Origin of the sequence: Myxococcus sp. CA051A (assembly GCF_013336705.1) — a bacterium.
Classification (GTDB): Bacteria; Myxococcota; Myxococcia; order Myxococcales; family Myxococcaceae; genus Myxococcus; species Myxococcus llanfairpwllgwyngyllgogerychwyrndrobwllllantysiliogogogochensis.
Genome location: NZ_JABUMS010000001.1, coordinates 1,233,473 through 1,257,573 on the forward strand (window position 1 = coordinate 1,233,473; position 24,101 = coordinate 1,257,573).

A 24,101-nucleotide genomic window follows, 5' to 3' on the forward strand; every position below is an offset into this window, starting at 1 on the left:
TGAGAGGAAACCCCCGGTCCGGTGCGTCGGTGTGTCAGGAATTACAGGCGCGTCTCGCCGTCGAGGGCCGCGGGGCAGGTGGAGGGCAGCGTGAAGCCGTTGGTCGGCGTGGTGCTGGTCGAGCCTCCGGAGACCGCGTTGAAGCCCAGGCCGTAGGCGGCGAACGCCTTCCACAGCCGGCACACGTCCTCGCCACCGTGCAGGGTGGTGGCCGCGTTGATGATGCCGTCACGCACCTGGGTGAAGGTGGGGCTGCAGGCCGTGCGCTTCAGGCCCTCCGTGAAGTACAGCATCATGCGCTGGTTACCGGCGTTGCCATTGGCGTTGTACAGGTTGGCGTCGAAGCCCCACTGCGTCACCAGGGCCCAGTAGGCCTCCCACATCGCCTGGGCGAAGACGGACCCCACGCCGTGCGGAACGGCCATGCCGTTGATGCTCGCGTACGTCCAGGTGTTGAGCGTGGAGTTCAGCGTGTACGGCTGCGTGCGGATGCCGTTGCCGGTGGTGGGCTGGTTCAGCGCGTAGGTGCCCACGCCGCGAACCTTGTTCGCCGTGTCGCCGACGCGCGCCGTGTAGAACAGCGAGAGGAAGTCGCTGATGCCCTCGCCCGGCTGCTGACGGTTGCTGAGGCACGACACGTTGCTGGGGCCACCGACGAGGCGGTTGGAGATGCCATGGCCGAACTCGTGGACGATGATGCCGCTGTCCAGGTCGCCGTCCTTGTCCGGGGTCGGCGCCGTCCAGACGTACATCTGCATGCGCGGGCGGCTGCCGTCCGCGGGCGTGGAGAAGTTGGCGTTGTTGGTGCCGCCGCCGTCCTGCGCCTCGGCCTGGACGTAGTCGTTGCCCGCGCCGCCGCGGCCGTAGTTGTTCTGCTGGAAGTTGCCGGCCACTTCGTTGAAGCCGTACTGGTACTGCACGTCGTGGATGATGTTGTTCCAGTAGAACAGGTTGGTGACGGCCGCCGAGATGTACGTGGACGGGGCGCCCGCGAGGTTGATCGTGAAGACGCAGTTGAGCGCCGCGCCGCAGTCCGGCTGGGTCGCGGGCGGGGCGTTGTTGGCGTCGCGGTCCTCGTACGCGTGGACGTTGTTGCCGCGCGTCGTCGTGTACTCCGCGCCAGCGACCCCGTTGGTGTCATGCCAGCCGTAGGGTGAAGCCGTGGTGTTGGCGGGGTTGGACACCGTCACACGGCCGTCCGAGGGGGGCAGCGGCGTGGTGTGATTGGGGCTCTCCACGGGCACCGGATAGACCTTGTAGGAATCCGCGGCCACCCAGTCAAAGCGCGTCAACACCTCGCCCGTGCCGGCGTCCACCGTCACGTCGTAGTCGTGCTGCGAGTCCAGGGTGTAGACCTGGAAGTGCCACACCAGCCGCGCCTCGCCACGGCGCATGGGCAGCACGGCCAGCTCCGCGACGATGGGCTCGCGCGACAGGCCGTCCACTTCCACGCCCGTGCGGCGCTTCACGCCGGACTCGGCCTTCAGCGAGCGGGGGGCGGTCGGCAGGCTGACGCCCAGGTGCCGGGCCAGGCCCGCGACGGCCTCGCCCGCGCTCAGGCGCGGCTCCACGCCCGCGATGGCGTTCTCGATGGAGGGCAGGAAGTCGCTGTGGACGCCCAGGACGCTGCCGTCCTTGCCGATGTTGATCTGCAGCTGCGCGTTGTAGACGGGCAGGCCCTTGAACGTCTGGCGCAGGTGCAGGTGCGTGGCGCCGCTGACCTCCGAGAAGACGCGGTCCGTGACTTCGAGGTTCGCCAGGTCATGGAGCCCCAGGCCGAGCGCCTCGTGGTGCTTCTGGACGAAGTCCAGCGCGATGGCCATCGGGTCACCGCTGCTGGGGCCGGAGAGCGCGCCCACGGGGTTGGTGAGCGAGCGGACCAGGCCGTTCGTCTCGTCCACTTCCACCAGCAGATCCGGGATGCTCTGGCGCAGCGCCGCGACGTGCGCCTTCTGGGCCGTCGAGAAGCCGAACCGCGCCTGCGCATTGTAGGCGGCGCGGGCATCGAAGTTCCGCTCGCCTTCGTGAGACTCCGGCGCCACTGCCAGCGCCGTGGACCCCGTGAGGGTCGCCGTGAAAACCACCGCCTGGAACAGCCGCCTTCGGTATGCACCTACGGACATGTCGTGCTCCTGCGCTGCGGGTCAGCCGCCCGTTGCGGGGCGGTACTGGGCGTGCGAGGAAACACGTATTCTCCGTATAATGCAAATGATCCGAAATATACGAAAAATATGATTTAAATGTAGTTGTGATAGGGCGGCGCGGACCCCTGTGCGCGGGTGCGGGATGACCTCCAGAGGAGGGCTTCTGGAGGCTCGGAGTGGGGGGCGCCGCGAGCGAGACTTTCTCTGGGATGAGAGGCGTTTCATTCCGGTGGGTCTGGGGTGATTCCTACCAGTCGGGTGCCAGAAGTGAGTTCATGGCGGGCTGTGTCAGTTTCACGGGTGCATGCGGACCCTGGCTGGCATGAACAGCCGGAGCCGAACTTCTCGGCTCGCTGGTACGGCGTTCCGGGATGAGACTTGGGGGCTCCGTTGGAGTCGCGCTGTCTTGGTTGTTTGGATTCATGTGTATCTGAATGGCGTTATTGGGTTCGCTCGGAATGCGGCGACGTTGCCTGCGTCTGGGGGCGGGACGTGGGCTCCCTCGCCTTCCGAGCCGGCGGGTGGCTTGGGCCCGGTCATGCCGCGGGTGCGGGTGGGGGGCAGGTCAGGGGAGGGGCTCGTCACGTCCTCCTGGGAGCCCCGAGTCCCTGGCCGGGCCCGCTGGCGACGCCTCGTGGACGTCGTGGGGGAGGGCGCTGGCAACGTCCTTGACGCTCGCTGGGGCCTGCGGTACATCCGGCCCGTTGGTTCGCGGTGGTAGCTCAGTTGGTAGAGCACGAGCTTCCCAAGCTCGGGGTCGAGGGTTCGAATCCCTTCCGCCGCTCACTCATAAAGGCCGGTAGTTCTTGAGGAAACTCGGGACTACCGGCCTTCGTGTTTCCGGGCATCGGGCCGCCTTGTTGTTGCGGGGGCGCGAACCGCGGCTTTGCCCACGAAGTGGTGAGGACTCAACGGACCCGAGATGAGGCCGGCGGCATGGCGCGGCGCTGGTGGGCGGCCTGCCTGGCTCGGCCTCACTGGGAGCGCAGCGAGGGGTTGGGAAGGCCTGCCTTTTCCCGGACCCACTCGGCATGTCGTTGAATGGGGCGCGGTCGCGGCGGACGATGCGCCTCATGTCCGAGCGCCCCTCTCCACCGCGACACTTCTCCGACGACCCCATCGAGAGTGAAAGTGAAGACTTGTTGGCGCGAACGCAGTTCGCACGACAGGTGGTCCAGGTCCTCTCGCGGGTCCAGTCGGAACAGTCCAGCTCCGTGCTGGCCCTGATGGGGCCCTGGGGCAGTGGCAAGTCCTCCGTGCTGAGCGTCGTCACGAAGCAACTCCAGGCACCCAAGAGCCCGTGGACCATCGTTCACTTCAATCCCTGGGAGTTCTCCGGCGTCCAGACACTCGCCTTCGCCTTCTTCGATGAGATTGCGAAGGTGTTGTACGACTTCGAGAACCAGACGGCCTTTGAGACGTTTCAGTCGTACGCCAGCAAGTTGCTCTCGTTCGGCGGCGCGGTGACCGACTCGCCGCTGATGGAGTGGATTGGCATCAATCCCGGCAAGCTCGCAGAGAGCGCGGCGAAGCTGATGGCTCCCCAGCGCTCCGTCACGGAGCTGCGTGCTCGGCTTGAGACGGCGCTCCGTGAGCGGGCGCGTCCGACGCTGGTGGTGCTCGACGATGTCGACCGCCTCATGCCGAGTGAGCTTCTGATGGTGTTCAAGCTCATCCGACTGCTCGGGCGGCTTCCGAACATCTGCTACCTGCTCGCCTATGACGAGGCCACCCTTCTCTCGGTGCTCCAGGAGACCGAGCTGGCGCGCGGCAATGCGGAGCGCGCGCTGGCCTACCTGGAGAAGATCGTCCAGGTCCGGCTCGACCTTCCCATCGTCCACCAACGGCAGGCCCGGACGATGATTGACGAGTCCCTGCGCGCCCTGGCTCCGCCCCGGATGAGCGCCGAGGCCACGGATCGCGTGAAGCGCCTGTTCGACAGTCAGGTCCTTCGCAGGCTGACGGAGCCTCGCAGCATCAAGCGATTCTTCGCGCAGCTTCGCTCCTACCTGCCGCTGGTCACCGGGGAAGTCGACTTCGCCGACTTCATCGGCGCGACCTATCTACGGACCTACCATCCCTTGGTCGTTCGCGGGCTCTATCACCTCAAGGAGGAGCTGTTCGAGCACACGTACTCCGCCACCGCGACACCCGACGCGGCGACCTTTCTCGTCGGACACCGGCTGTGCGAGCCGAGAGAATCGGTCGAGGTCGGTCGCGTCCTTGCTCACCTCTTCCCGCAGGTCATCGGCCTCGATACGAGCATCGTCGAGCGCCACGCCGCCGCAACCCGGCGCATCGCGAGCAGGGAGTGTTTCGACCGCTACTTCTACTTCGGCATCCCCCCGGAGGCATTCTCGGACGAGAAGCTCCGAACGCATGCCAGCAACCTGGGTACGCCTCGGAACGCGGACGCGATGGCGGCGATCAAGGAGCACCTTGACGCGGACTTCGACCTGACGATTTCCCGTCTCCTTCAGCACGTGGATGGGCTCTCATCGGGGAACTGCGCACGCTTGTTGGCGCTCGTCAGTGCCAGGATTCAATCCATGCCACCGCATCGGATGAAGAAGGGGGCGCAACGGTATCTGCTGGGAGCCTCTCTTCTGGCGAAGTTGGACCGCGAGTCCGCGCGAACATTGCTCGCGGACCTCGCCCCAGCCGATGACAGGGACTACCTCCTGTACTCCGCCTGGCACCATCACGCACAAAGGGCAACGCCCGGCGCGCTTGCGTCCGAGCAAGGCCAGTCCACGGGGCTGGAGGAGGTCATCAATCCCGCGCTGTGCGCCTATGCTCCCCAACGGCTCGCACGGTTGCTGGCGGTCCCGCTCGAGGTGGCCGACTGGTCCATGGGCGTGCTGTTCTGCTGGAGTGAACTGGGATGCCGTGAGGACGTCCAGCGCTGGCTGGAAGAGAATATCGCCACCCCTCCAAGCGCCTGGACCCTGCCAGACCTCCTCGCCATCTGTGTTCCCGCGGATACGTCGAAACAGAATCGAGACAATGAAACCAGCCGTTTGCTCCTCTCGAGTCTGCGGGAGATTCTCCCGGAGTCACTCCGAAGCGCCCTGGATGACATCGTCACTGAGCTGACCTCCACGAGAGCGCCCGGATTCCTGTCGGAGAATGAGCTCTTCGAGGTAGTCCCTGAACGAATCGTCTGGGCCGCTTTCAGCTTGAAGCAACTCTGAATGCCATCGAGGGCCCAGGGTGGCGGAGATTCCGCCGTGCTCGCTGGGGACACGGCGTTTGGCACCTGGATGTGCGCCCAGCGACGTGCCACGGTCCATGTCGACGTCTACGGTTCTTTGAGTGTCAGGGATTTCGATAAAGGGAGAGGTGTCATGGACATCAATGGGGCTTTGCAAGATGGGATGCTCATCGCGATCCGCGAGATCAAGGCGCAACTGGATGCCCCTCAGCCTCCCGAAAGGGTGGGTGACGCCAGATTCTCCCCCGACAGCCTCAGAGGCATGGCGCTCAAGGCGAAGAATCGCATCGGACTCAACGACGGGGTTCCGTACTCGGAAGCGCAGCAGAAGAAGCTACTGGAGACCTTTGGTGGCCTCCTGAATACCGTCACGAATACGCAGGCGTTCAAGGTCTCGAGTGGGCTGTCGAAGCAGAATGTGAGCCTGGTGCGAGACCTGGTCGCGATCTGCACGTTCATCCAGAACGGCATCCCTATCTACCCCTGTATGATCAATCTGCTTCAGACCCGGGAGCTCGCGTCCCCTGCGCGAATCGTGGCGGAGGAGGTGGATGTCACCGAGATGATACAGACAGAGGAGCGTCGGTTCTGGGTCTGGGACGGTCAGGATAAAAGGGTGAAAGCGGACGGCGATTATCCGTTCGTCGTCCCGCTGTCGTATCTCTGGAAGAGAGCCGTGAAGAGCAGTCCAGAGGCCGTCATGGGCGGCACGGTGGCGAATCCGAACCACGCGGAGGGGCACTCGGCCATCTCCACGAAGGACAAGCCGAGCAACAGGCCGACGAAGTCCGAGAAACCGGTGCTCTTCGCCGGCACGGCCAGGTTCGCCGACGGCTTCCTGGTCTACTGGGACAATGACTCGGGGCACTACACGCCAGGCAGTCTGGCAGGGGTCGGAATTGGCGCGGTCACGCGTGAGTTGCTGACGGAGCTGCGGTTCCCGTTTCCCATCGAGCGCTATCGAGACCACCAGTAGGCGCCGTGGTCGCAGCGGAGGGCGCCCGCAGCGGAATCTTCACGTATTCGTCGGGGCGCCCGGGAAGATTTCAAAATGCCTTCGTTCTGGGTCCGAGGCTGAAAACAGGGAGCTCGGCACGCTCCCTCCCGGCCATGGCGTGCCATTCCGGCACACCGACTTCTAGGGGGACCTGGACCATGAAACTCCGGACGCAAACCAAGCAGTGGCTGAGCAGCGCGCTCGCGGGAGCCCTGCTCCTGCCGGCGGCGGCGCTGGCGAATGAGACTCACGTCTACGGCATCGCCAACTTCGGCGGAGCCTCGCAGTGCTCGGGCTCGTCGCACTCCGTCCACACCCAGACGGCGGCGACGTTCGCGAATTACTTCAACTGGCTCAGGAGCCTCGGCCTCTGGTCGGACGTGCGCACGCACAACAACTCCAACGCGGCGCGGGACCTCTGGACGGACCCGGCCAAGGGCGCGGTGGGTGAGTCCAACGACGCCGCCATCAACGCCGGCGTGGACGACGCGGATGTCCTCTTCGTCCACACGCACGGCAGCCACAGTGTGTCGACGCCGCGCAGCTCACTCGTCATGGGCAGCAATGACCCTTCGTGCTCGGCGCGAACGAATGAGCACATGCGGTTGGGGAACGGGAAGTTGGACATCGCCGTCATCAAGGCGTGCCAGTCCGGCAACATCGAGGTCTGGGAGAAGGGGGGCTACCGCCAGCAGCTCGTGACGGCCACCAGCGGCTTCAGTGTCTGGAATGCCTTTCACGGAGACTCCTCGTGCGGCAACTTCGTGAAGGGCTACCTGGAGGACTACACGGCGAACTCGATGATGGATGGCGTGGGCGAGAACTGGATTGATGAGGCCTACGACTGGGGGCTCATCTATGACGACTGCCCCGTGTCCATCGTCTTCGGCGACACCAAGGCGAAGCGCAAGAGCATGTACGAGGCGGGCGGGTGGAGAGACCGCAAGAACACCGGCAGCAAGACGGGCTCCACCTACTTCTACGTGAGCGGCTGCAACCCGGACAACGGTCGCAAGCTGCCCTGAACGCATCGTTCTTCCACACCTTCCCTTGGACACCGAAACCATGAAGACCCAAATCATCCGATACCTGGCCGTCCTTCCTCTCACCGCGATGCTGGGCTGCGACAGCGTGACACCCCTGGCGGAGGAGCGCCCCGACACTCAGTCCGCGCAGGTCGCAAGGGCAGCGACCGCCGTCAGCTTTGAATTCGACACCTCCGGCATCGCGACGCCTCCGTCCGGTGGCCTGCCCACCCAGTTGCTGCCGGCCAACGCCTTCAACGACGCGATTCTCCAGCGGGGGCTGATTGGCACGACGGAGCCCTTCACCGTGGCGAGCGAGCTGGGCACTCGTCTTGAACTGGAGTCCGCGAACTGGAAGCTCGAGCGGGATGGTGCCTCGGGCCGTGCCCTGGTGCTGAACAAGGTGGAGAGCGGGCCCGCGACGAGGCTGGAGCCCGCTGTCTTGCAGCGCAACGCCCTGGCCCGGCTGCAGCGGTGGGGCATTCCCACCACGGAAGTGGGAGACGTCCGCCAGGTGGCGTCCTTCCTCCAGAGCGAGGACGTGGGCACCTACGAGCCCGCGGAGCTCCACCGGCACAAGACGTTCGTGCTGCGCGCCATCAATGGCATCCGTGTGCAGGGCCACCGCGCGGTGGTGACGCACGGCGTGGATGGCAGCTTCCAGCGAGCACTCATCTCCTGGCCCGCGCTGGCCCGTGAAGGCCACCTCCTGCGGACCCGGCTGAGCACGGCCGAAATCGAGCGGAAGGCCACCGAGGCTCTCGTGGCCGAGGAGCTGACGACGGGCCGTGTGAGGCTTTTCTGGAAGTACGTGCCGAACCGGCTCACCGATGGGAGCTGGGCGCTGACGCTCCAGGTGGGCGCCGCGCTGGCCTCCGTCGCCACGGAGACGCACACCGAGGAACCGCGTGTGATTGACGTGGATGTGAACGCGGTCCCGTAGTCGCGCGCTTCCCGACACCGCCGCCTCCGGTCAGGGATGCCGAGAGACATCGAGAAGGAGTCGTCGCCCGCCTGCGGGTGCGAGCCCGCGGGCAGGCACGGTCGGGCCTCTGGCTACCCCTTGAAGACGTGCTCGCGGTGCCACTTCAGGTAGCTGGGGTGGGGCCGCCACTCCTCGCGCCGGGGGAGCCGCAGCTGTCGGTTCGAGTGGATGAGCCGGCCCACGTCCTCGGGTACGCCGCTGCGCGCGAGGAGGATGCGGTAGTCCTCGCCGACGGAGAGCAGCCCCCGGTCGAAGAGCCAGTGGGCCGTGCCCGTCAGCGCGAGGCCGTTGCGCACGGAGTCCGGCCCCTGGTCTGCCACGGGCTGGATGTGGGCGGCCTGGACCTCGGGGCGACCGCCGCCGTTGATGAGGCGCAGCCCCGAGACGGCGCATGTCTCAGAGTAGGCTTGGCGGACGCGGCGCCGGAAGGAGGCCTCGCGGAAGGGGCGGTGAATGACCTGCTCGATGATGGGGCGCTCGGCGTAGACGGGCGGTGGCTCCTCGACACCGGTGGGCGTGCGCTCCCAGGCGGCCAGCTCGCGCATGAAGCCCGCGTGGAGGATGGCCTCGAACTCGTCGTCGCTCAGGGGGCGGACGGAGCGGCCGAAGGCACCCTTGTTGGTGCTGCCATCCGCCTTCTTCAGCCTGGCTTCGTAGTAGTGCGCCCCCTCGCTGAACGGCACTGCGTGTTCGAACTCGAGGAAGGAGTCGATATGGGCGTAGTAGTGGCCCGCCTTTGCCGGGTCCTCTTCGATTCGAAGCACTCGGGCGACGGCGAAGTATGACTGGCGACCGGTCCGGCTGCTGGCGCCCTCGGTGCGGCGCGGCTCGTAATAGACGATGAAGTCACCGACGGCGGCCTTCACCTCGTTCAGGTACGTCTTCGGGAAGTGGTAGCGCACCTCCGGCTGGTCGTCGTACGCCGAGCTCTCCGAGGTGGTGAAGGCGGCCTTCGTCATGACTCCATGCCCGTGCTGGTCCGGCACCAGGTTAGAGCCATGTCCGGGGGAATGCACGCTGGCCACCTATCGACGACAGTTCGTATTCGTCCGGCGAACGCCGTACGGCGGGGCCTTGAGAGGATTGAGCGGGGCAGGTCATCTCTCGACGTGACACAGACCTCACGTTGAAGGTGAGGGCGCCAGGATGCGAGGGCCCATAAGAGGGAAGGCCGCAAGTGCCCCAGTGTTGCCCCTACAGCGGGGCTGAGAACGGGACAAGACGGGGCGAGACGGGATGGGGCGGCACAAGAACCGACGTGAGCTAACGGCGATAGCGGGTAACACCGCGTCCTGCTGGAGGCTTCCTATCGCCCTGCCCACGGGTTCAAGTCCCGTGGTCCTTGAGACGGGCGCCCGTGCGAGGCGCCCGTCGGAGTGGTGGGTCGATGAGGCTAGTGCGGGGCGTCGTGGCCGCGCGCGGCCCGGCGATGTCGCAGGGGGCCTCCCATCAGGAACAGCAAGCCCCAGAGCAGCGAGAGGCCCGTCGGGCTCGTGGAGCATCCACCGCCCTTCGGCTCGTCGCGCGTGATGTCCGGTTCGTGTCCCGCATCAGCCCCACCTGGGCCCGCATCGGGGGACACGGCCCCTGCATCCGGGACTCCGTCACCCGCGTCGGAGGACACAGCCCCCGAATCCGGAAATCCGTCACCCGCGTCCGGGGACACTGTACCGGCGTCGGAAGGCTCCTCTCCTGCGTCCGTTGCCTCCGGACCGGAGTCGGGCGTGTGCGCTCCCGCGTCGGGAAGCGTGGTGCCTCCATCCTCGGACGAGGGAGGGCCGAGCACCGTCACCCGCATCTCACAGGTCGCGGTATTGCCCGCGCCGTCCCGGGCGGTGAACACCACGGGCGTCGTCCCCACGGTGAACCGGGTGACGGAGCGGGGCAACGAGGTCACCTCGACCTCGGAGACGTCATCCCATGCCTCCGCCATGCCGAATTCGACATAGCGCATGGCTCGGCCTCCCGCGTCCACCACCACGTCCGCCGGGCAGGTGATGGAAGGGGGGACCGTGTCGAAGTGCTCGGGGCCCACGGCCCACAGCTCACGTCCTCGCTCATCCAGGTCGGCGGTGAAGTAGAGGTGGTCGCCGGCGGGCATGAAGGACCGTGGCGTCGAACCTGGGTCCCCGGGCTGCACATCCGCGAGCCTGTGAGTCCCGGCCAGCGTCCCATCCGTCGTCCAGGGCTCGAAGCCCGACACGCCATCCCAGGCGGAGAACACGAGCCGGTTCCCCAAGGCTCGCAGTTGCTCGGGATTGGAGCCCGTGGGGCCTGGCTGGACATCCATCACCAGGGTCGTTCCCGCCACGGTGCCGTCCGTCTTCCACAGCTCCCAGCCGGTGGTGTCATCCTTCGCGGTGAAGTAGGCGAGGGTGCCAGCCACCACGGGGCGTTCTCCCGACAGGGTGAGGCCGGAAGGGCTGATGGCGACCGTGCCCGCCGCCGTGCCATCGCTCGCCCAGATGCGCCCCTCGACGTGGGCCACGAGGCGTCCGCCGATGAGCGACAGGGCAGGGCGGGTGATATCCGACGACGTGTTGAAGGAGGTGACGGGCGCTGTCCCTTCCGCTGTTCCATCGCTTCTCCAGAGGCCGCGGACGTTGGCCGTCGTCGACGAGGCCAGGAAATAGAGCGACCCGTTCGATTCGACGAAAGAGAACGCGGGCATGTCGCCCAGCGGATGGAGGACCTCGAGTGGCCCCGTCCCCACGGGCGTCCCGTCACTCTTCCACAGCGTGGACTGAAGGCCCGAGCCCACGCCGAAGAAGAGCGAGCCGCCGAAAGTCCCCAGCGGACCGAAGCGCTTACCGCTGGCGGTTCCCAACTCGGCGACACGCTCGGCGCCTGTTCCCGCCGCACCGACCCGCCAGAGCGCCACGGCGCCATCGGCGCTCGCGAGGAAGTACAGCCACTCGCCCAGGGCCACGGGCGAGCCGACGAGCTCGCCCCCTGTCACCCGCGTCTGGCTTCCCGGCGTGAGGCCCGAGGACCAGATGGTCCAGGCCGCGCCGTCCCGGGCCGTGAAGTACACGCGGCCGCGGAACGCCGTCAGCGCGAAACGCTGCTCGGAGGTGACCTTTCCGCCCGGATCCAGGTCGGAGATTCGCACCGTCCCACTGCGTGCGCCCTGGCTCTTCCAGAGTCGGAACGTGTCGAGCGTGCCTTCCTGTGCCCAGAACACGAGGGTGCCATCCACATCGGTCAGGTGCTGCGGATGCGATGGAGTGGAGGCCGCGGTGACATGCTTCACGGGGACCGCGCCACCCGGCGTCCCGTCCGTCACCCAAAGCCAGGTGCCCGAGTAGGTGCGGTTGTTCCCATCCACGTCGGCGTAGAAATAGATGCGCCCGTCATCCCAACCCGCGATCTCGGCCATCGAGTCGAGCGGGCCGGGTGCGACGTCCTTCACCATGAAGGTCCCTTCCTCGGTTCCGTCGCTCGTCCACAGCTCGACACCATGCTCGGGCGTCTGTCCCTGGAAGTAGAGGCGGAGATCCACGACCCAGAGGCCGCTGACCACGCCGCGTCTCGGGCCTGGGTTGATATCCTTCACCCGGTACGTTCCCGCCGTCGTGCCGTCGCTGCGCCACAGCTCCGTGTCCCAGAGCGTGGTGGTGGGGTCGTCTTCGGTGGGGCCTGGAATCGTCGTATAGCCCGAGGTCGCCACGAAGTAGAGAATGCCATTCATGTTCCGGAACGAGTGGAGATAGGACCCCGTGGTGCCCGGGCAGATATCCTTAACGAGCACGGTCCCTGCTTCCGTCCCGTCACTCTTCCAGAGCTCTACATTCTCTTCCTGATCGACACCCGTGAAGTAGAGGGTGCCGTCGATTCGCACCATGGAGCTGCTGGCGGGCATGCCGGTGTATTGCCAGTTGGGGATGCCATTGAGAGGGCCCGGGTTGATGTCCTTCACGAGCGTCGTTCCCGTATCCGTTCCATCCGTTCGCCAGAGTTCGTGGCCGCGGGTGGGATCCGACGCGAACATGTAGGCGTACTGTCCGAGAGGCAGGAACGCCTGCATGCCATAGGGCGTCTCGCCATGGAGGGCCAAGGCGGTGCCGGCGGGAGTGAAATCGGTCCGCCACAAACGGCGGCGCGGCACGCCGGCCTGAGAGGCGGTGACGTACCTCACGCCCGCGAGCTCGAACGAGCCGCTGCCGAAGCTCACCCTGTTCGCGCTCCCCGAGGAGTCTGTCAGCAGGTGACTCCCCCCGGGCGTTCCATCAGTGGCCCAGAGCTCGCCCTGCCCTTGAGAGCGATTCACCACGAGGAGCGCCTGGTCGTTGAAACCGAAGCCCGGGAACACCGCCGAGCTTCCGTACTCCTCTCCAGTCAGCAGCTCCCTCACCTTGACGGTGCCCGCCGCCGTGCCATCTGTCTTCCACAAGGCCATGTCCGAGGCGATTCCTCCTGAGAAATAAGGTCCGTCCCCCGCGAGGAAGAGCAGGTTCCTTCCCAGGACTGTCATGTCGCCCAAGTAGGCGCTGTCAGGGCCGACCGCGATGTCCTTCATCACGCGGGTCCCTTCCCGGCTTCCGTCGCTGACCCAAAGCTCTTTTCCGTAGGGAGAGCGGGCCGCCGCGAAGAGCATCACCTCCGTGGCGTACGCGGGATACGTATACGTCCAAGGCATGGCGCGACGCTCCTGGAACTCCAGGGGCACTTCGCCAATATCTCTCACCGGATACGCTGGCCAGGAGTCCGGACGTGATTGCAGCCGTGATTCCAGAACGGGTGAGTTGCGCTCGACCGGCACCCCGCCCTCCGACATCACCGGACTACAACTCCCCGCCAACACCCACAGCGCACCCCACAGCGCTCCATTCGGTCTCATGCGCGCATCTTCATGAATTGACGCGCGCGTGACGAGTCCTCGGCTCTTCATCGCGTCGAACATGACGCCGAGTCCTCGGCTCTCACCGCTCCCCGTGCGAGAAGGAGTAATCCCAGACGTCTGCCATCATGAAGTTGGCGGAGACGACCCAAGGGGGCCTCGTACTTCAAGCCCAGGGCGCACCATCGGTTGTCATGGAAGAACCCGCCCCCTCCACGGGGAGGTGTTCTCGCCGTCGGCCCTGGGCCGCGCGTAGCCCTCCGCCTCGGCTACTCGCCCTCTTCGACGGTGAGCTGGTACGAGTCCTGGAAGTTGGCCTCGCGGTTCTTCGCGTCACGCACCTCGAAGATGTAGACGCCGGGCTCCGCGCTGTACCGGATGCTCTCCGGCTGGTCTCCCTTGGCGCGGTCCGCTGTCTGCACGAGCGACAACTTCCCATCCGGCTGCACGCGATGCAGGTACAGGCCCACGTCGACCTTGAGGATGCCCAAGAGCGTCGCCCTCAGCGGCGTGCGCACCGGACGGTCCGACAGGTCCACGCGGTAGTAGTCCGAGTCCTTCACCGGGAACACCGTGCCGCGCACCGCCTTGCCGAGCGCGAGCTCCTGCGCGCGGTCCACCGTGTTGTTCGGCTCGCGCTCCTCGCCACCGTTGTCCGGCACCGTGGAGACGCTGATGCGGTAGGGCTGCTCCGCGTTCTCGAAGTCCTTCACCCACTTGCCCTCCACCTTGCGCGACGCGCCCTCCACGCGGAAGTAGCAGGCGCCGGTGCACGAGACGTTGTTGAGGCGCTCGGGCTCCTTGAGCGCGCCGTCATTGGCGCGCAGGAGCACCGTCTCCGACTGCCCATCACCCTGGGCTGGCTCCACCATGGACAGCACCAGGTCCAGTCGCTCCACGCCGGACAGCTCCACCTTCGCCAGCACCGGCTCCGTCGTGCGCAGCACGAAGTGGTCCACGTCTCCCTTGGGCGCCAGGAACCCCTCGCGGTACCCCCCCGCCGTCAGCGGCGTGGCCTTGTGCAACTCGTCATTGGGCTCCAGCTCCGCGTTCGCTCCGGCCTCCTCCTGCGTCACGGTGAGCGTGTACGGCGTGCTCGCATTGAACGTGCGGCGCGCTTCCTTGCCCGCCCCCGTCCAGCCGCCCTTCACCACCACGTAGACGACCCGGTCCGTCGCACGCACCCCGATGTTGCGCAGCGACAGGGCCTCGCCCTCCTTGCCACGCAGCGAGAACAGCGGCGCCTCGGCCGCGGACAGCACCGAGATTTCCGGCCGCACGCCCTCCACCGCGGACAGGTCGATCTTCAGCGCCACCGAGGGAGGCTCGGGCGGAGGCGCCGCCACCCCCGCATCCGTGATTTGTGCCACGGCCGTCTCCGGAGTCGGCGCGGCGGCGGGCTCACCTCCACCGAACGTGCCCGTGGGGGAGGGGGGCGTGTCCAGAGGAGCCGCACCTTCCTCGGGCGTCCCCGTGGCCGCGCCGCTCTCGGAGCCAGGCACCGGGCTCGGAGGAGGCGTTGCTCCCTGGGGGGGCACGTTCCCTGGAGCCGAGGCTCCGGGGGGCACCGTGCCCTCGGCACCCGAGTCCGCGTCGTTCGCCGCGGGCGCGCTCGTGGGCGCGGCGGTCTCCGGCAGCTCCACCCGGTACCAGTCCTCGTCGCCCGCGTGGCCCAGGAACGCCGTCACCGTCTGGCCCAGGGGGAGCGCAATCGCGTCCACCGCCCTGTCGTTGGGCTCGTGCTCCTCGCCGTCATTCGCGGCGCGCATCTTCACGCTGAGCGTGTAGGCCCCGCCCACGCCCTTGCGCGCGGGCGCCACGCGCACCCAGCGTTCGCCGTCCACGTAGAGGTTGGGGAAGCGCTCCGGCTTGCCGTCGCCCTCGCTGTTGATGGAGGCCAACCGGTTGCGGTCCCGGTCATAGACCTCCAGGGTGATGTCTCCGCCGGGCAACCCGGACACGGTGACGTCCGCCACGCGGGGGGCAGGGGGCGCGAGCCGATACCAGTCCTCGTCCGCCTTGTTCGGCTGGGCCGCCAGGTCCGCCGTCACCGTGCTGTCCCGCGTAATCGTCAGGGCCTGCTCGGGCCGCTCGTTGGGCTCCTGCTCCGTGAGGGCGGATGGCCCCGTCTCCACGGGCCCCGCGTCGGGCACCTCGCTCGGCTTGTCGTCCTTGCAGGCGACCAGCGTCGCGGCCAGCACACAGACCCACCCCCAGCGTCGCATCACGTTTTCTCTCCGCATCGGGCCGCATCACTTCCCCGCGGCGTCCGGGTGTCAAGCACCCCAACACCCGGGCCCGTGCTTTCATCCGTGACGAAAGGCCCACCCCGGGCCCCTCCAGACGGCCTTCCCGGTCGGGGACTGGAGCCACCCTCACGGTGCGATCAAAGATGGGCGCATGAGCCGCCTCCCCCTCGCCTTGTTGCTGCTCGCGTCCGCCGCCCCCGCCGCGTCCAACGCCCCGCCGGGGTATGCCCAGGCCGCCGACTACCTGGAGCGCGAGCGCCAGCCCGAGCGTTACTCGCCCCTCCACCTGCTCGACGGTCGCGACTCCACGGCCTGGTGCGCCACGGGCGCCACCCCGGCCCCCGTCACCATCGGCTTCAAGGACGTCGTCACCATCGACGAGGTGCGCGTCTACACCGGTGATGGGACGGACAAGGCCTCGTACAAGGCCCACGCCCGCGCGAAGAAGCTCACCCTCACCAGCGTGGACTCCGCCAAGAGCCTCAAGGTGGAGGACAAGCGCGGCCTGCAGGTCGTCCCCATCAGCCCGTCCCTGAGGGGCAACCGCTTCACGCTCGAGGTGGCGGAGCGCTTCCCGGGTTCCGGCGAGGCCGCCCCTGTCTGCGTCACCGATTTGATCTTCTACTCAGGGGGCAAGGCGCTCAACGGGACGTGGCTCGCGCCGCGCCTGCGCTACGACTCGCGCCTGGCGCCCCTGTTGGGGACGTGGTTCAGCGGCCTGGACGGCGCCCCGGACCGCTTCCTCTCGTTCTACGTCGACGGGACGTACCGCTTCGCCCACGAGCCGCTGGAGGGCGGTGAGCCGAGCGCCGTGACGGGCACCTATGCCCTGTCGGGTTCTCGACTCACGCTGGAGGTGCCCAAGCGCGGAAAGGTGACGGCGCGCCTCCAGAAGGCCGCCCCGGAAGGGGCCACCTCGGCTGGAGCCACACTGGAACTCGACGGCGCGGTGGCCGAGGAGTGGGGCCGCGCCTTCCGCGGCCAACCCTGAACCGGCTGCGACTGCCCGGTGGGCCGTCTAGAGGGAGGCCGCCTTCTTCTTGCCACCAAAGTGGCGGAAGAACGCGATGATCTCCTCGACGGCGACCTTCACATCGGTGGCGTCCTCGAACTCCGACTCCAGGAAGATGCCACCGCAGGATTCGCAGGTGTCGTAGTGCAGGGGATGCTGGCGGTCGCCGCCATCCACGCGGACCAGATCGACCAGACATTCAGGGCACTGACCGGTCAATGCCTGTGCATCTACCTTGCCGCCCTGGCTCTCCAGCCCGGGGAGGTTGTTGTGGAGGAGGACCCGGTTCAGGTCCGCGACGTCAATCCACAGTCCGCCGCAATCTCCACACCTTCGCAACGTCTGGTCATCCCCCTCGAGATCAACCATCTCGACGTTGCAGCTGGGGCAATCCATGGCGCGGGTCAATCTCCTTCAATGGGGGACACACGTCCCCAGTGGTTCGGAGAATGATAGGTCGTGCGAATTTTGGGATGCAACCCAGGTTGCCGCTTCTGTTGGCAACGCGCCTTCTGGGGTCGTTCGGCCCCGTGTCCCTCGGTCCCTCAGGCCTTCGCTTTCACGCGCCGGATGTCCGCCCCCAGGGCACGCAGCTTGCGCTCCAGGCGCTCGTAGCCGCGGTCCAGGTGGTAGACGCGGCTGACGTCCGTACGCCCCTCGGCGCGCAGGCCCGCCAGGATGAGCGAAGCGCTCGCCCGCAGGTCTGTCGCCATGACGGGGGCGCCACTGAGGGTCTTCACGCCCTTCACCACCGCCGTGTGCCCCTGAACAGTGATGTCCGCCCCCAGTCGGTGCAGCTCCGGAACGTGCATGAAGCGGTTCTCGAAGATGTTTTCGCTGATGACGGATGTCCCATGGCTCACACACATCAGCGCCATGAGCTGCGCCTGCATGTCGGTGGGAAACCCAGGATGTTCGGTGGTGGTGATGTTCACCGAGTTGAGGGTGCGAGGGGCCTTGCAGCGCAGGCCCCCGGCCTCGGCGGTGAGGGTGCACCCGGCCTCGCGCAGCTTGTCGATGACGGCGTCCAGGTGTTCGGGGACGGCGTGTTTCACCAGGACGTTGCCACCGGAGATGGCCGCGGCCACCAGCAGGGTGCCCGCTTCGATGCGGTCCGGGAGGATGGCGTGGTCCACGGGCGTGAGGCCCTCCACGCCTTCGATGGTGATGATGGACGTCCCGGCGCCTTCAATCCGGGCGCCCATCTTGTTGAGCACCCGGGCCAGCTCCTCGATTTCGGGCTCGCGCGCGCAGTTCTCCATCACGGTGCGGCCCTTGGCCAGCACGGCCGCCATCAGCACGTTCTCCGTGCCGGTGACGGTGATGACGTCGAAGTTGACGGTGCCGCCCTTGAGCTGCTTCGCCCGGGCCTCCACGTAGCCTTCCGTCAGGGTGATGTCCGCGCCCAGGGCCTTGAGGCCCTTGAGGTGCTGGTCGATGGGGCGCGCGCCGATGGCGCACCCGCCGGGCATGGACACCCGGGCGCGACCGAAGCGCGCGACGAGCGGGCCCAGCACCAGCACGCTGGCGCGCATCGTCTTCACCAAATCGTAGGGGGCCTCCGGGGTGATGGCCCCGTTGACGCCCACCTCGCACACGTCCTTCTTCCGGCCGGTGAGCCGCTCCGCGTCGCAGCCCATGGTGCGCAGCACCTTGAGCATGGTGACCACGTCAGCCAGGTCCGGCACGTTGCGGAAGGTGGAGGTGCCATCCGCCAGCAGCGCGGAGGCGAGGATGGGCAGCGCCGCGTTCTTCGCGCCCGAGACGACGACCTCGCCGTGCAGCTCGGCGCCGCCCTTCATCACAATCTTGTCCATGCTGTTTCCGGCCCTCAGCCCTGTGGCCCGCTGGCCGCGGGCTGTGTCCCAAATGCCATGCGCTCCCGCCGCTCCAGGTCCTTCTCCACCCGCGCGTCCTCGTAACCGGCCGCGCGCAGCAGCTCCAGGACCGCGGCGCCCTGCGTCTCACCCATCTCCAATGCAAGGAGGCCGCCAGGCTCCAGCCACTTGCGCGCCTCCGTCACCACCCGCCGGAGGGCGACCAGGCCGTCCTTCCCGCCGTCGAGCGCCAGCCTGGGCTCGCGCCGCACCTCCGCGGACAGGCCGGGAATCTCGTGCGAGGCGATGTAGGGAGGATTGGAGACGATGACGTGGAAGCTCGCGTCGGCGGGCAGCGGGGAGAACAGGTCTCCCTGGAGCACCGTCACCCGCTCGGAGACCTTGAGCGTCTCCGCGTTCTCACGCGCCAGTGCGCACGCATCCGGAGACAGGTCCGTGGCCGTCACGGCGAGCTGGGGGCGCTCGGCGGCGAGGCTGATGGCGATGCAACCGGAACCCGTGCACACGTCGAGCGCGCGAGCAGGCGAGTCCTTCGGCAGCACGCGCAGGGCCGCCTGGACGAGCAGCTCCGTCTCCGGCCGGGGGATGAGGACGCGGGCGTCCACCTTGAAGGCGCGGTTGTAGAACTCGCGCGTACCCGTGAGGTACTGCGTGGGCTCTCCCGCCAGGCGCCGTTCAATCAGCGCGCGGAAGGCGGTCAGCTCCTCCTTGGACAGGGGGCGGTCCAGGTCCACGTACAGCCGCACGCGCCCCGTCTTCAGCACGTGCGACAGGAGGATTTCCGCCGTGAGTCGCGGCGCATCCACCTGCCGCTTCTCGAAGTGCTGTGTCGTCCAGGTGAGGACCTTGCGGATGGTCCAGGTCTCGCTGCTCATGCTTCGGACTGGGGCCTCGGGCCGCCCATCTGAGCCTTGAGCGCCTCCGCCTGGTAGAAGGTCCGACAGGCGGTGATGATGTCCTCGATGTCGCCCATCATCACGGCGGGCAGGTTGTGCACCGTGAGGCCGATGCGGTGGTCCGTCAGCCGGTCCTGCGGGAAGTTGTAGGTGCGGATCTTCTCGCTGCGGTCGCCGGTGCCCACCTGCGAGCGGCGCGTGGAGTCGCGCTCGGCGCGGATGCGCTCCTGCTCCATCTCGTAGATCTTCGCGCGCAGCATGCGAAGGGCCATGTTGTAGTTCTTCAGCTGGCTCTTCTCCTGCTGGCACTTCACGACGATGCCCGTGGGCCGGTGGGTGAGGCGCACCGCGGAGTCCGTGGTGTTGACGCTCTGCCCGCCCGCGCCGGTGGAGCGCATCGCCTGGCGGTCGATGTCCGCCTCGTTGAGCTTCACGTCCACTTCCTCCGCCTCCGGCATGACGGCCACGGTGATGGTGGAGGTGTGGATGCGGCCCTGCGTCTCCGTCGCGGGCACGCGCTGGACGCGGTGCACGCCGGATTCGTACTTCAGGTTGCTGAAGACGGCGTCGCCGGACAGCGTCACGGTGGCGTCCTTCACCCCGCCCGCGTTGCCAGCGCTCATGTCGATGATGTCCGACTTCCAGCCCCGCTGATCCGCGTACCGGAGGTACATCTGCATGACCTCCTCCGCGAACAGCGCCGCCTCGTCGCCGCCCGCGCCCGCGCGAATCTCCAGGATGACGTTCTTCTCGTCATTTGGATCCTTGGGCAGGAGCAACAGCTTGAGGCTGCTCTCCAGGCTGTCGCGCTGCTCCTTCAGTCCGGGCAGGGCCTCGCGCGCATAGCTCTTCTCGTCGGCGCTGCCGGCGTCGAGCCACACATCCACTTCCTTGAGGTCGGCGAGCACCTGGCGGTACGTGCGGAACGTGTCCACCAGCTTCTCCAGGCCCGCCCGCTCCTTGGAGACCTTCTGAAGCCTCGCCGAGTCGGCGAGGACGTCGGGGTTCGACAGGTCCGCGGTGAGGCGTTCGAACCGGCGCTCGACGTCTTCAAGTTTGTCAATCATCGTCGTTCCAGGGGGTATTGCCCCTTTGTCCGGCTGCTGGCAAGGGAGGACGGAGTCAAGAAATTCCTTGGCCGCTCGGGCGGTAGCATGAAAGAAGGGCCGCCCTCACCGCCGGATCCACTTGGCGGTCGGTTTCACATCACCACACGGAGTCCTTCCACATGCCCGCCCAGAAGGGAAATCGTTCCAAGAAGAAGGTCGCCAACCGTGCCAAGGGCCGGAAGGCCCAGCTGAAGCGCCGCCGTAGCCGCGCCAAGAAGGGCCAGTCCAACAACAAGGTCTGACGCTCCGGTTACTCCCTCCCGCCAGTCGCGGGGGAGGGAGACGGCCTTGCCCACGGCTCCAGCTCGGGGAGCATCCGCTCCACCCCCGAAGAGCTGTTGGCCAGCAGTCGCAGCACCTCCTCGGCTGCCTCCCCGGTGACGGGCACGGGCTGGAAGGGGAGCTCCGGGAAGCGGTCCGTGCGCAGCGGCAAGACCTCGCTGGAGAGGTAGCCCCCCGGACCGAAGCGGCCCTTCCACAGGGCGCCCCGCTTGTCGCGCGGGTTCCAGTTGCCTCCGAAGACGAAGTTGCCCAGCGAGTAGACGACGGGCGCCCCCCGGTGCAGCTCCATCGCCTGGAGCACGTGGGGGTGGCTGCCCAGCACGCCCGCCGCGCCCGCGTCGATGGCGGCGTGGGCCAGTCGCACCTGGTAGGGCTCCGGCACGTAGGTGCCCTCGCGGCCCCAGTGGAAGAAGGGCAGCACCACGTCCGCCTGATGCTTCGCGGCGAGGATGTCCTCGCGCAGCATGCGCTCCATCACGTCCACGTCGGAGAAGTGGCCGGCGACCCCGGGCGTCGTCTCCGTGGCGTAGACCTCTGGCGGCTCGATGTTTCGCTCGCCCAGGAAGAAGTACCCCAGGAGGGCCACTTTCACGCCGCCCACGGTGATGACAGCGGGGCGGCGCGCCTCGGCGAGCGTCCTGCCCGCGCCGAAGTAGGGGATTCGGGCGGCCTCCAGCGTCACCAGCGTGTCCACCAGCCCCTGGGCGCCGTAGTCCATGAGGTGGTTGTTGGCCAGGCTGACGACGTCCACGCCGCCGGCGACGAGCGCTCCCACCAGCTCCGGCCGGGCGCGGAAGTTGAAGTTCTTGGCCAGCTTCTCGCCGCCCTCGGTGAAGGGGCACTCCAGGTTGACGACGAAGAGGTCGGCCGCGTCACCCAGGGCCCGGACCTCCTTGAAGCCGTAGGCGAGCATCTCCTCGCGGGAGCGGCCCTTGGCCACCTGGTCGTCGAAGTACTTCTGGTGGTTGTGACCCAGCGTCACGTCCCCGCCGACCACCAGGGTGATGGGGCGAACGGGGGGCCCGGCGTCCGGGAGGCCGGCCAGTGGATCGGTCGCTTCCCGGCTTTCGGGAGGCCCTGCGTCCTCTGGAGAACGGGGCTCCACGGAGGGGGGAGGGGCCTCCGCCACGGGGGCGGGCCGGGGATGACAGGCGGAGAACAGGAAGAGCAGGAGGGCGGCGTGGCGCATGGACGGAGGGAAACTCTACCTTGCACCCTTTGTTGCGCGACGCGTAGATTGCCCGGCGCTCTCATGGCCCGGGAAAAGGACAACATCGCGCTCTCCGACGAGCACAACACTCGCGGAATCGAGCTGGCGGACCGGGGTTGGCTCGATGAGGCCATCAAGGAGTTCAAGAAGGCCATCGACCTGGACCCGAGTTCGGCGCACGCGCACGACAACCTGGCCACCGTCTACGCGGAGAAGAAGCTCTTCCGCGAGGCCCTCACCGAGTACCTCACCGCCCTGAAGCTGGAGCCGGAGAGCGCCACGGCGCACTACAACCTGGCTTGCTTCCTCTCCACGCATGCCGGGGAGATGGCGGTGGAGGAGTACAAGGAAGCCATCGAGTTGGATCCGGAGTACCCGGACGCGCACCTCAACCTGGGCCTCACGTACGCGGACCAGGGGCGGGTGGAAGAGGCGATGCGCGAGCTGCAGGCGGCCATCGAGCTGGACCCCCAGGACGCGTTCCCCCGGCACGAGCTGGCGGCGCTGATGATGGACGAGGGGGACTACCGCTCGGCGATTACGTTGCTGAAGGACGTGGTGCGGCTGGAGCCGGACAACTTCGAGGCGCAGCTCGATTTGGGCATCTGCTACGCGCAGAAGGGCTTCTACGCGGAGGCCGAGCGCGCGTATGAGCGGGCTCGCGCGCTGAACGCGGAGGACCTGCTGCTCAACTACAACCTGTCGGCGCTGTACGCCCTGTGGGGCAGGCCGAAGGACGCGGTGCAGTACCTGAAGGCGGCGCTCACGGCGGACCGTCAGAAGGTGATGGGGTGGCTGTCCACGGACCCCATGTTCGACGCGCTCAAGGGCGACGCCGACTTCGACGCCTTGTTCTGAGCCATGGGAATGGAATGGGTGTTCCTGGGGCTGGCGATCCTCCTGGTCTTCGCCAACGGCTTCTTCGTGGCGACCGAGTTCGCCATCGTGAAGATTCGCGCCACGCGCCTGCAGTCGCTCGTGGACGAGGGCACGCCGGGCGCCGCGCAGGCGCTGCGGATGGTGGAGAAGCTGGACGCGTACCTGTCCGCCACGCAGTTCGGAATCACGCTGGCCTCGCTGGGCCTGGGCTGGCTGGGTGAGCCCGCCTTCGCGAAGCTCCTGGAGCCCGTGCTGACGCGGCTGGTTCCCGAGGGCGCGAGCCCCACGCTGGCCCACACCGTGTCGGTGGTCATCGGCTTCAGCATCATCACCTTCCTGCACATCGTCCTGGGAGAGCTGGCGCCCAAGAGCCTGGCGATTCAGCGCGCGGAGGCGACCACGCTGGCCGTGGCGCTGCCGATGCGGGCGTTCTACTTCCTGTTCTATCCGGCCATCATCCTGCTCAACGGGCTGGCGGCCTGGGTGCTGCGCATCTTCGGCCTCCATTCCGTGGGAGAGGCGCACGAGGCGCACAGCGAGGACGAGCTGCGCGTCATCCTCCACAGCTCCGCGCAGGCGGGGGCGATTACGACGGCGCGCGCGGAGCTTTTGGAGCGCGCGCTGGAGATGGCGCAGAAGACGGCGCGGCAGGTGATGGTGCCGCGAAACCAGGTGAAGTTCCTGGACGTGGAGGAGCCGCTGGAGAAGTGCATCGCGGACGCGCGCGCCGCGGGGCACACGTGGCTGCCGGTGTGCCGGGGCAACCTGGACGAGGTGGAGGGCGTGGTGAACGCCAAGGACCTCTTCTTCCTCCTGTCTCGCGGCGAGCTGCGCAGCCTGGCGCAGGTGCAGCGGCCGGTGCTCTTCATCCCGGAGAACGCGACGCTGGAGCAATTGCTCGCGGAGTTCCGCCGCCGCCGTCGTCAGACGGCCCTTGTCGTCGACGAGCACGGCGGCACGTCGGGCCTGGTGACGATCGCGGACGTGGTGGCCGAAGTCGTGGGCGACGTGGCGGAGCTGGGCCGGCGGGTGGACGAGGTCCGCTCGCTGCCGGGCGGGCGCTTCGAGCTTCCCGGCACGGCGCAGTTGGATGACCTGGAGGAGCGGCTCGACGTCAGCTTCGACCTCGATGAGGACGAAGAGGGCGAGGTGACGACGATTGCCGGCTTCCTGATGGCGAAGCTGGGGCGCGTCCCGGAGAAGGGGGACTCGCTGCGGCTGGATATGTGGCGAATCCTGGTGGAGGAGGTGGACGGCCCCCGCGTGGTGCGCGTGACGGTGGAGCCCCAGTCCCGCGCCGCCCCTCGCTCGGCCACGGAGTCGTCGTCCTCGTCCGGCCCGGGAGAGCCGTCGCAGGGCGCTCCAGGAGAGATACCCCCCGCCTCGTCGTCGGGCGGCGAGTCCACCTAGCTGTCCGCCCC

General features: G+C 67.5%; 17 protein-coding genes and 1 tRNA gene. 9 read left to right on the plus strand and 9 right to left on the minus strand.

Features of this window, described 5'->3' with window-relative positions; translation table 11 throughout:
- Positions 1-41: 41 nt before the first annotated feature.
- A complete protein-coding gene (locus HUA74_RS05035; RefSeq protein ID WP_174453584.1) occupies positions 42-2,123 on the minus strand; it encodes a M36 family metallopeptidase in 2,082 nt (693 codons plus the stop codon).
- Between the two features lie 732 nt (positions 2,124-2,855).
- Here HUA74_RS05035 and HUA74_RS05040 point away from each other — a divergent pair.
- The 5 genes from HUA74_RS05040 to HUA74_RS05060 all read left to right on the plus strand — a co-directional run bounded on the left by HUA74_RS05040 (position 2,856) and on the right by HUA74_RS05060 (position 8,323).
- Positions 2,856-2,928: transfer RNA gene (locus HUA74_RS05040), tRNA-Gly, on the plus strand.
- Positions 2,929-3,217: 289 nt separating this feature from the next.
- Positions 3,218-5,338 carry a P-loop NTPase fold protein gene (locus tag HUA74_RS05045; RefSeq protein WP_174453585.1) on the plus strand — a complete coding sequence of 707 codons (2,121 nt, stop codon included), beginning with the start codon at positions 3,218-3,220 and terminating at the stop codon, positions 5,336-5,338.
- Positions 5,339-5,491: 153 nt separating this feature from the next.
- The gene (locus HUA74_RS05050; RefSeq protein WP_141646552.1) at positions 5,492-6,334 is read left to right on the plus strand and encodes a hypothetical protein; all 843 of its coding nucleotides are present in this window, start codon (positions 5,492-5,494) and stop codon (positions 6,332-6,334) included.
- A gap of 179 nt (positions 6,335-6,513) precedes the next feature.
- Entirely contained in the window at positions 6,514-7,380 is an 867-nt protein-coding gene (locus HUA74_RS05055) for a DUF6345 domain-containing protein (RefSeq protein ID WP_141646551.1), read from the plus strand.
- 40 nt (positions 7,381-7,420) lie between these two features.
- Positions 7,421-8,323 carry a hypothetical protein gene (locus HUA74_RS05060; protein WP_141646550.1) on the plus strand — a complete coding sequence of 301 codons (903 nt, stop codon included), beginning with the start codon at positions 7,421-7,423 and terminating at the stop codon, positions 8,321-8,323.
- 113 nt (positions 8,324-8,436) lie between these two features.
- Here HUA74_RS05060 and HUA74_RS05065 read toward each other — a convergent pair whose 3' ends face one another.
- From HUA74_RS05065 to HUA74_RS05075, 3 genes are all read right to left on the minus strand, one after another.
- Positions 8,437-9,324: an HNH endonuclease gene (locus tag HUA74_RS05065; RefSeq protein WP_174453586.1), complete on the minus strand. Its 888-nt coding sequence runs from the start codon at positions 9,322-9,324 to the stop codon at positions 8,437-8,439.
- A 434-nt stretch (positions 9,325-9,758) separates the two neighbouring features.
- Positions 9,759-13,205 carry an ELWxxDGT repeat protein gene (locus HUA74_RS05070; RefSeq protein ID WP_174453587.1) on the minus strand — a complete coding sequence of 1,149 codons (3,447 nt, stop codon included), beginning with the start codon at positions 13,203-13,205 and terminating at the stop codon, positions 9,759-9,761.
- Between the two features lie 269 nt (positions 13,206-13,474).
- Positions 13,475-15,430, minus strand: coding sequence for an ABC transporter substrate-binding protein (locus HUA74_RS05075; protein WP_174453690.1), 1,956 nt, complete (start codon positions 15,428-15,430; stop codon positions 13,475-13,477).
- A 175-nt stretch (positions 15,431-15,605) separates the two neighbouring features.
- Here HUA74_RS05075 and HUA74_RS05080 point away from each other — a divergent pair, with 175 nt between their 5' ends.
- Positions 15,606-16,445, plus strand: a complete 840-nt coding sequence (locus HUA74_RS05080) for a hypothetical protein (protein WP_174453588.1) — start codon at positions 15,606-15,608, stop codon at positions 16,443-16,445.
- A 27-nt stretch (positions 16,446-16,472) separates the two neighbouring features.
- Here HUA74_RS05080 and HUA74_RS05085 read toward each other — a convergent pair whose 3' ends face one another.
- The 4 genes from HUA74_RS05085 to prfA form a co-directional block, all read right to left on the minus strand.
- The gene (locus HUA74_RS05085; RefSeq protein WP_141646542.1) at positions 16,473-16,862 is read right to left on the minus strand and encodes a zf-TFIIB domain-containing protein; all 390 of its coding nucleotides are present in this window, start codon (positions 16,860-16,862) and stop codon (positions 16,473-16,475) included.
- Between the two features lie 149 nt (positions 16,863-17,011).
- Positions 17,012-18,283: a UDP-N-acetylglucosamine 1-carboxyvinyltransferase gene (gene murA, locus HUA74_RS05090; RefSeq protein WP_141646541.1), complete on the minus strand. Its 1,272-nt coding sequence runs from the start codon at positions 18,281-18,283 to the stop codon at positions 17,012-17,014.
- Positions 18,284-18,297: 14 nt separating this feature from the next.
- Positions 18,298-19,179, minus strand: coding sequence for a peptide chain release factor N(5)-glutamine methyltransferase (prmC, locus tag HUA74_RS05095; protein WP_174453589.1), 882 nt, complete (start codon positions 19,177-19,179; stop codon positions 18,298-18,300).
- The gene (gene prfA / locus HUA74_RS05100) at positions 19,176-20,267 is read right to left on the minus strand and encodes a peptide chain release factor 1 (RefSeq protein WP_141646539.1); all 1,092 of its coding nucleotides are present in this window, start codon (positions 20,265-20,267) and stop codon (positions 19,176-19,178) included. The genes prmC and prfA overlap by 4 nt, the downstream gene beginning before the upstream one ends.
- Positions 20,268-20,428: 161 nt before the next feature.
- Between prfA and HUA74_RS46360 the strand changes: the two genes are divergently transcribed.
- Positions 20,429-20,551 (plus strand): hypothetical protein, encoded by a 123-nt coding sequence (locus tag HUA74_RS46360; RefSeq protein ID WP_013941470.1) that lies wholly within the window; start codon positions 20,429-20,431, stop codon positions 20,549-20,551.
- A gap of 8 nt (positions 20,552-20,559) precedes the next feature.
- On the opposite strand, the gene HUA74_RS05105 is transcribed toward HUA74_RS46360, so the two are convergent.
- Positions 20,560-21,780 (minus strand): CapA family protein, encoded by a 1,221-nt coding sequence (locus HUA74_RS05105; protein WP_174453590.1) that lies wholly within the window; start codon positions 21,778-21,780, stop codon positions 20,560-20,562.
- Between the two features lie 63 nt (positions 21,781-21,843).
- Here HUA74_RS05105 and HUA74_RS05110 point away from each other — a divergent pair, with 63 nt between their 5' ends.
- Positions 21,844-22,659: a lipopolysaccharide assembly protein LapB gene (locus HUA74_RS05110; protein ID WP_141644800.1), complete on the plus strand. Its 816-nt coding sequence runs from the start codon at positions 21,844-21,846 to the stop codon at positions 22,657-22,659.
- Positions 22,660-22,662: 3 nt separating this feature from the next.
- Positions 22,663-24,090 (plus strand): hemolysin family protein, encoded by a 1,428-nt coding sequence (locus HUA74_RS05115; protein ID WP_174453591.1) that lies wholly within the window; start codon positions 22,663-22,665, stop codon positions 24,088-24,090.
- Positions 24,091-24,101 lie beyond the last annotated feature (11 nt).

What these genes read in the sequence shown, in the direction of transcription:
- HUA74_RS05035 (WP_174453584.1), bottom strand. Translation starts at nt 2,123, where the DNA reads ATGTCCGTAGGTGCATACCGAAGGCGGCTGTTCCAGGCGGTGGTTTTC.
- HUA74_RS05045 (WP_174453585.1), top strand. Translation starts at nt 3,218, where the DNA reads ATGTCCGAGCGCCCCTCTCCACCGCGACACTTCTCCGACGACCCCATC.
- HUA74_RS05050 (WP_141646552.1), top strand. Translation starts at nt 5,492, where the DNA reads ATGGACATCAATGGGGCTTTGCAAGATGGGATGCTCATCGCGATCCGC.
- HUA74_RS05055 (WP_141646551.1), top strand. Translation starts at nt 6,514, where the DNA reads ATGAAACTCCGGACGCAAACCAAGCAGTGGCTGAGCAGCGCGCTCGCG.
- HUA74_RS05060 (WP_141646550.1), top strand. Translation starts at nt 7,421, where the DNA reads ATGAAGACCCAAATCATCCGATACCTGGCCGTCCTTCCTCTCACCGCG.
- HUA74_RS05065 (WP_174453586.1), bottom strand. Translation starts at nt 9,324, where the DNA reads ATGACGAAGGCCGCCTTCACCACCTCGGAGAGCTCGGCGTACGACGAC.
- HUA74_RS05070 (WP_174453587.1), bottom strand. Translation starts at nt 13,205, where the DNA reads ATGAGACCGAATGGAGCGCTGTGGGGTGCGCTGTGGGTGTTGGCGGGG.
- HUA74_RS05075 (WP_174453690.1), bottom strand. Translation starts at nt 15,430, where the DNA reads ATGCGACGCTGGGGGTGGGTCTGTGTGCTGGCCGCGACGCTGGTCGCC.
- HUA74_RS05080 (WP_174453588.1), top strand. Translation starts at nt 15,606, where the DNA reads ATGAGCCGCCTCCCCCTCGCCTTGTTGCTGCTCGCGTCCGCCGCCCCC.
- HUA74_RS05085 (WP_141646542.1), bottom strand. Translation starts at nt 16,862, where the DNA reads ATGGATTGCCCCAGCTGCAACGTCGAGATGGTTGATCTCGAGGGGGAT.
- murA (WP_141646541.1), bottom strand. Translation starts at nt 18,283, where the DNA reads ATGGACAAGATTGTGATGAAGGGCGGCGCCGAGCTGCACGGCGAGGTC.
- prmC (WP_174453589.1), bottom strand. Translation starts at nt 19,179, where the DNA reads ATGAGCAGCGAGACCTGGACCATCCGCAAGGTCCTCACCTGGACGACA.
- prfA (WP_141646539.1), bottom strand. Translation starts at nt 20,267, where the DNA reads ATGATTGACAAACTTGAAGACGTCGAGCGCCGGTTCGAACGCCTCACC.
- HUA74_RS46360 (WP_013941470.1), top strand. Translation starts at nt 20,429, where the DNA reads ATGCCCGCCCAGAAGGGAAATCGTTCCAAGAAGAAGGTCGCCAACCGT.
- HUA74_RS05105 (WP_174453590.1), bottom strand. Translation starts at nt 21,780, where the DNA reads ATGCGCCACGCCGCCCTCCTGCTCTTCCTGTTCTCCGCCTGTCATCCC.
- HUA74_RS05110 (WP_141644800.1), top strand. Translation starts at nt 21,844, where the DNA reads ATGGCCCGGGAAAAGGACAACATCGCGCTCTCCGACGAGCACAACACT.
- HUA74_RS05115 (WP_174453591.1), top strand. Translation starts at nt 22,663, where the DNA reads ATGGGAATGGAATGGGTGTTCCTGGGGCTGGCGATCCTCCTGGTCTTC.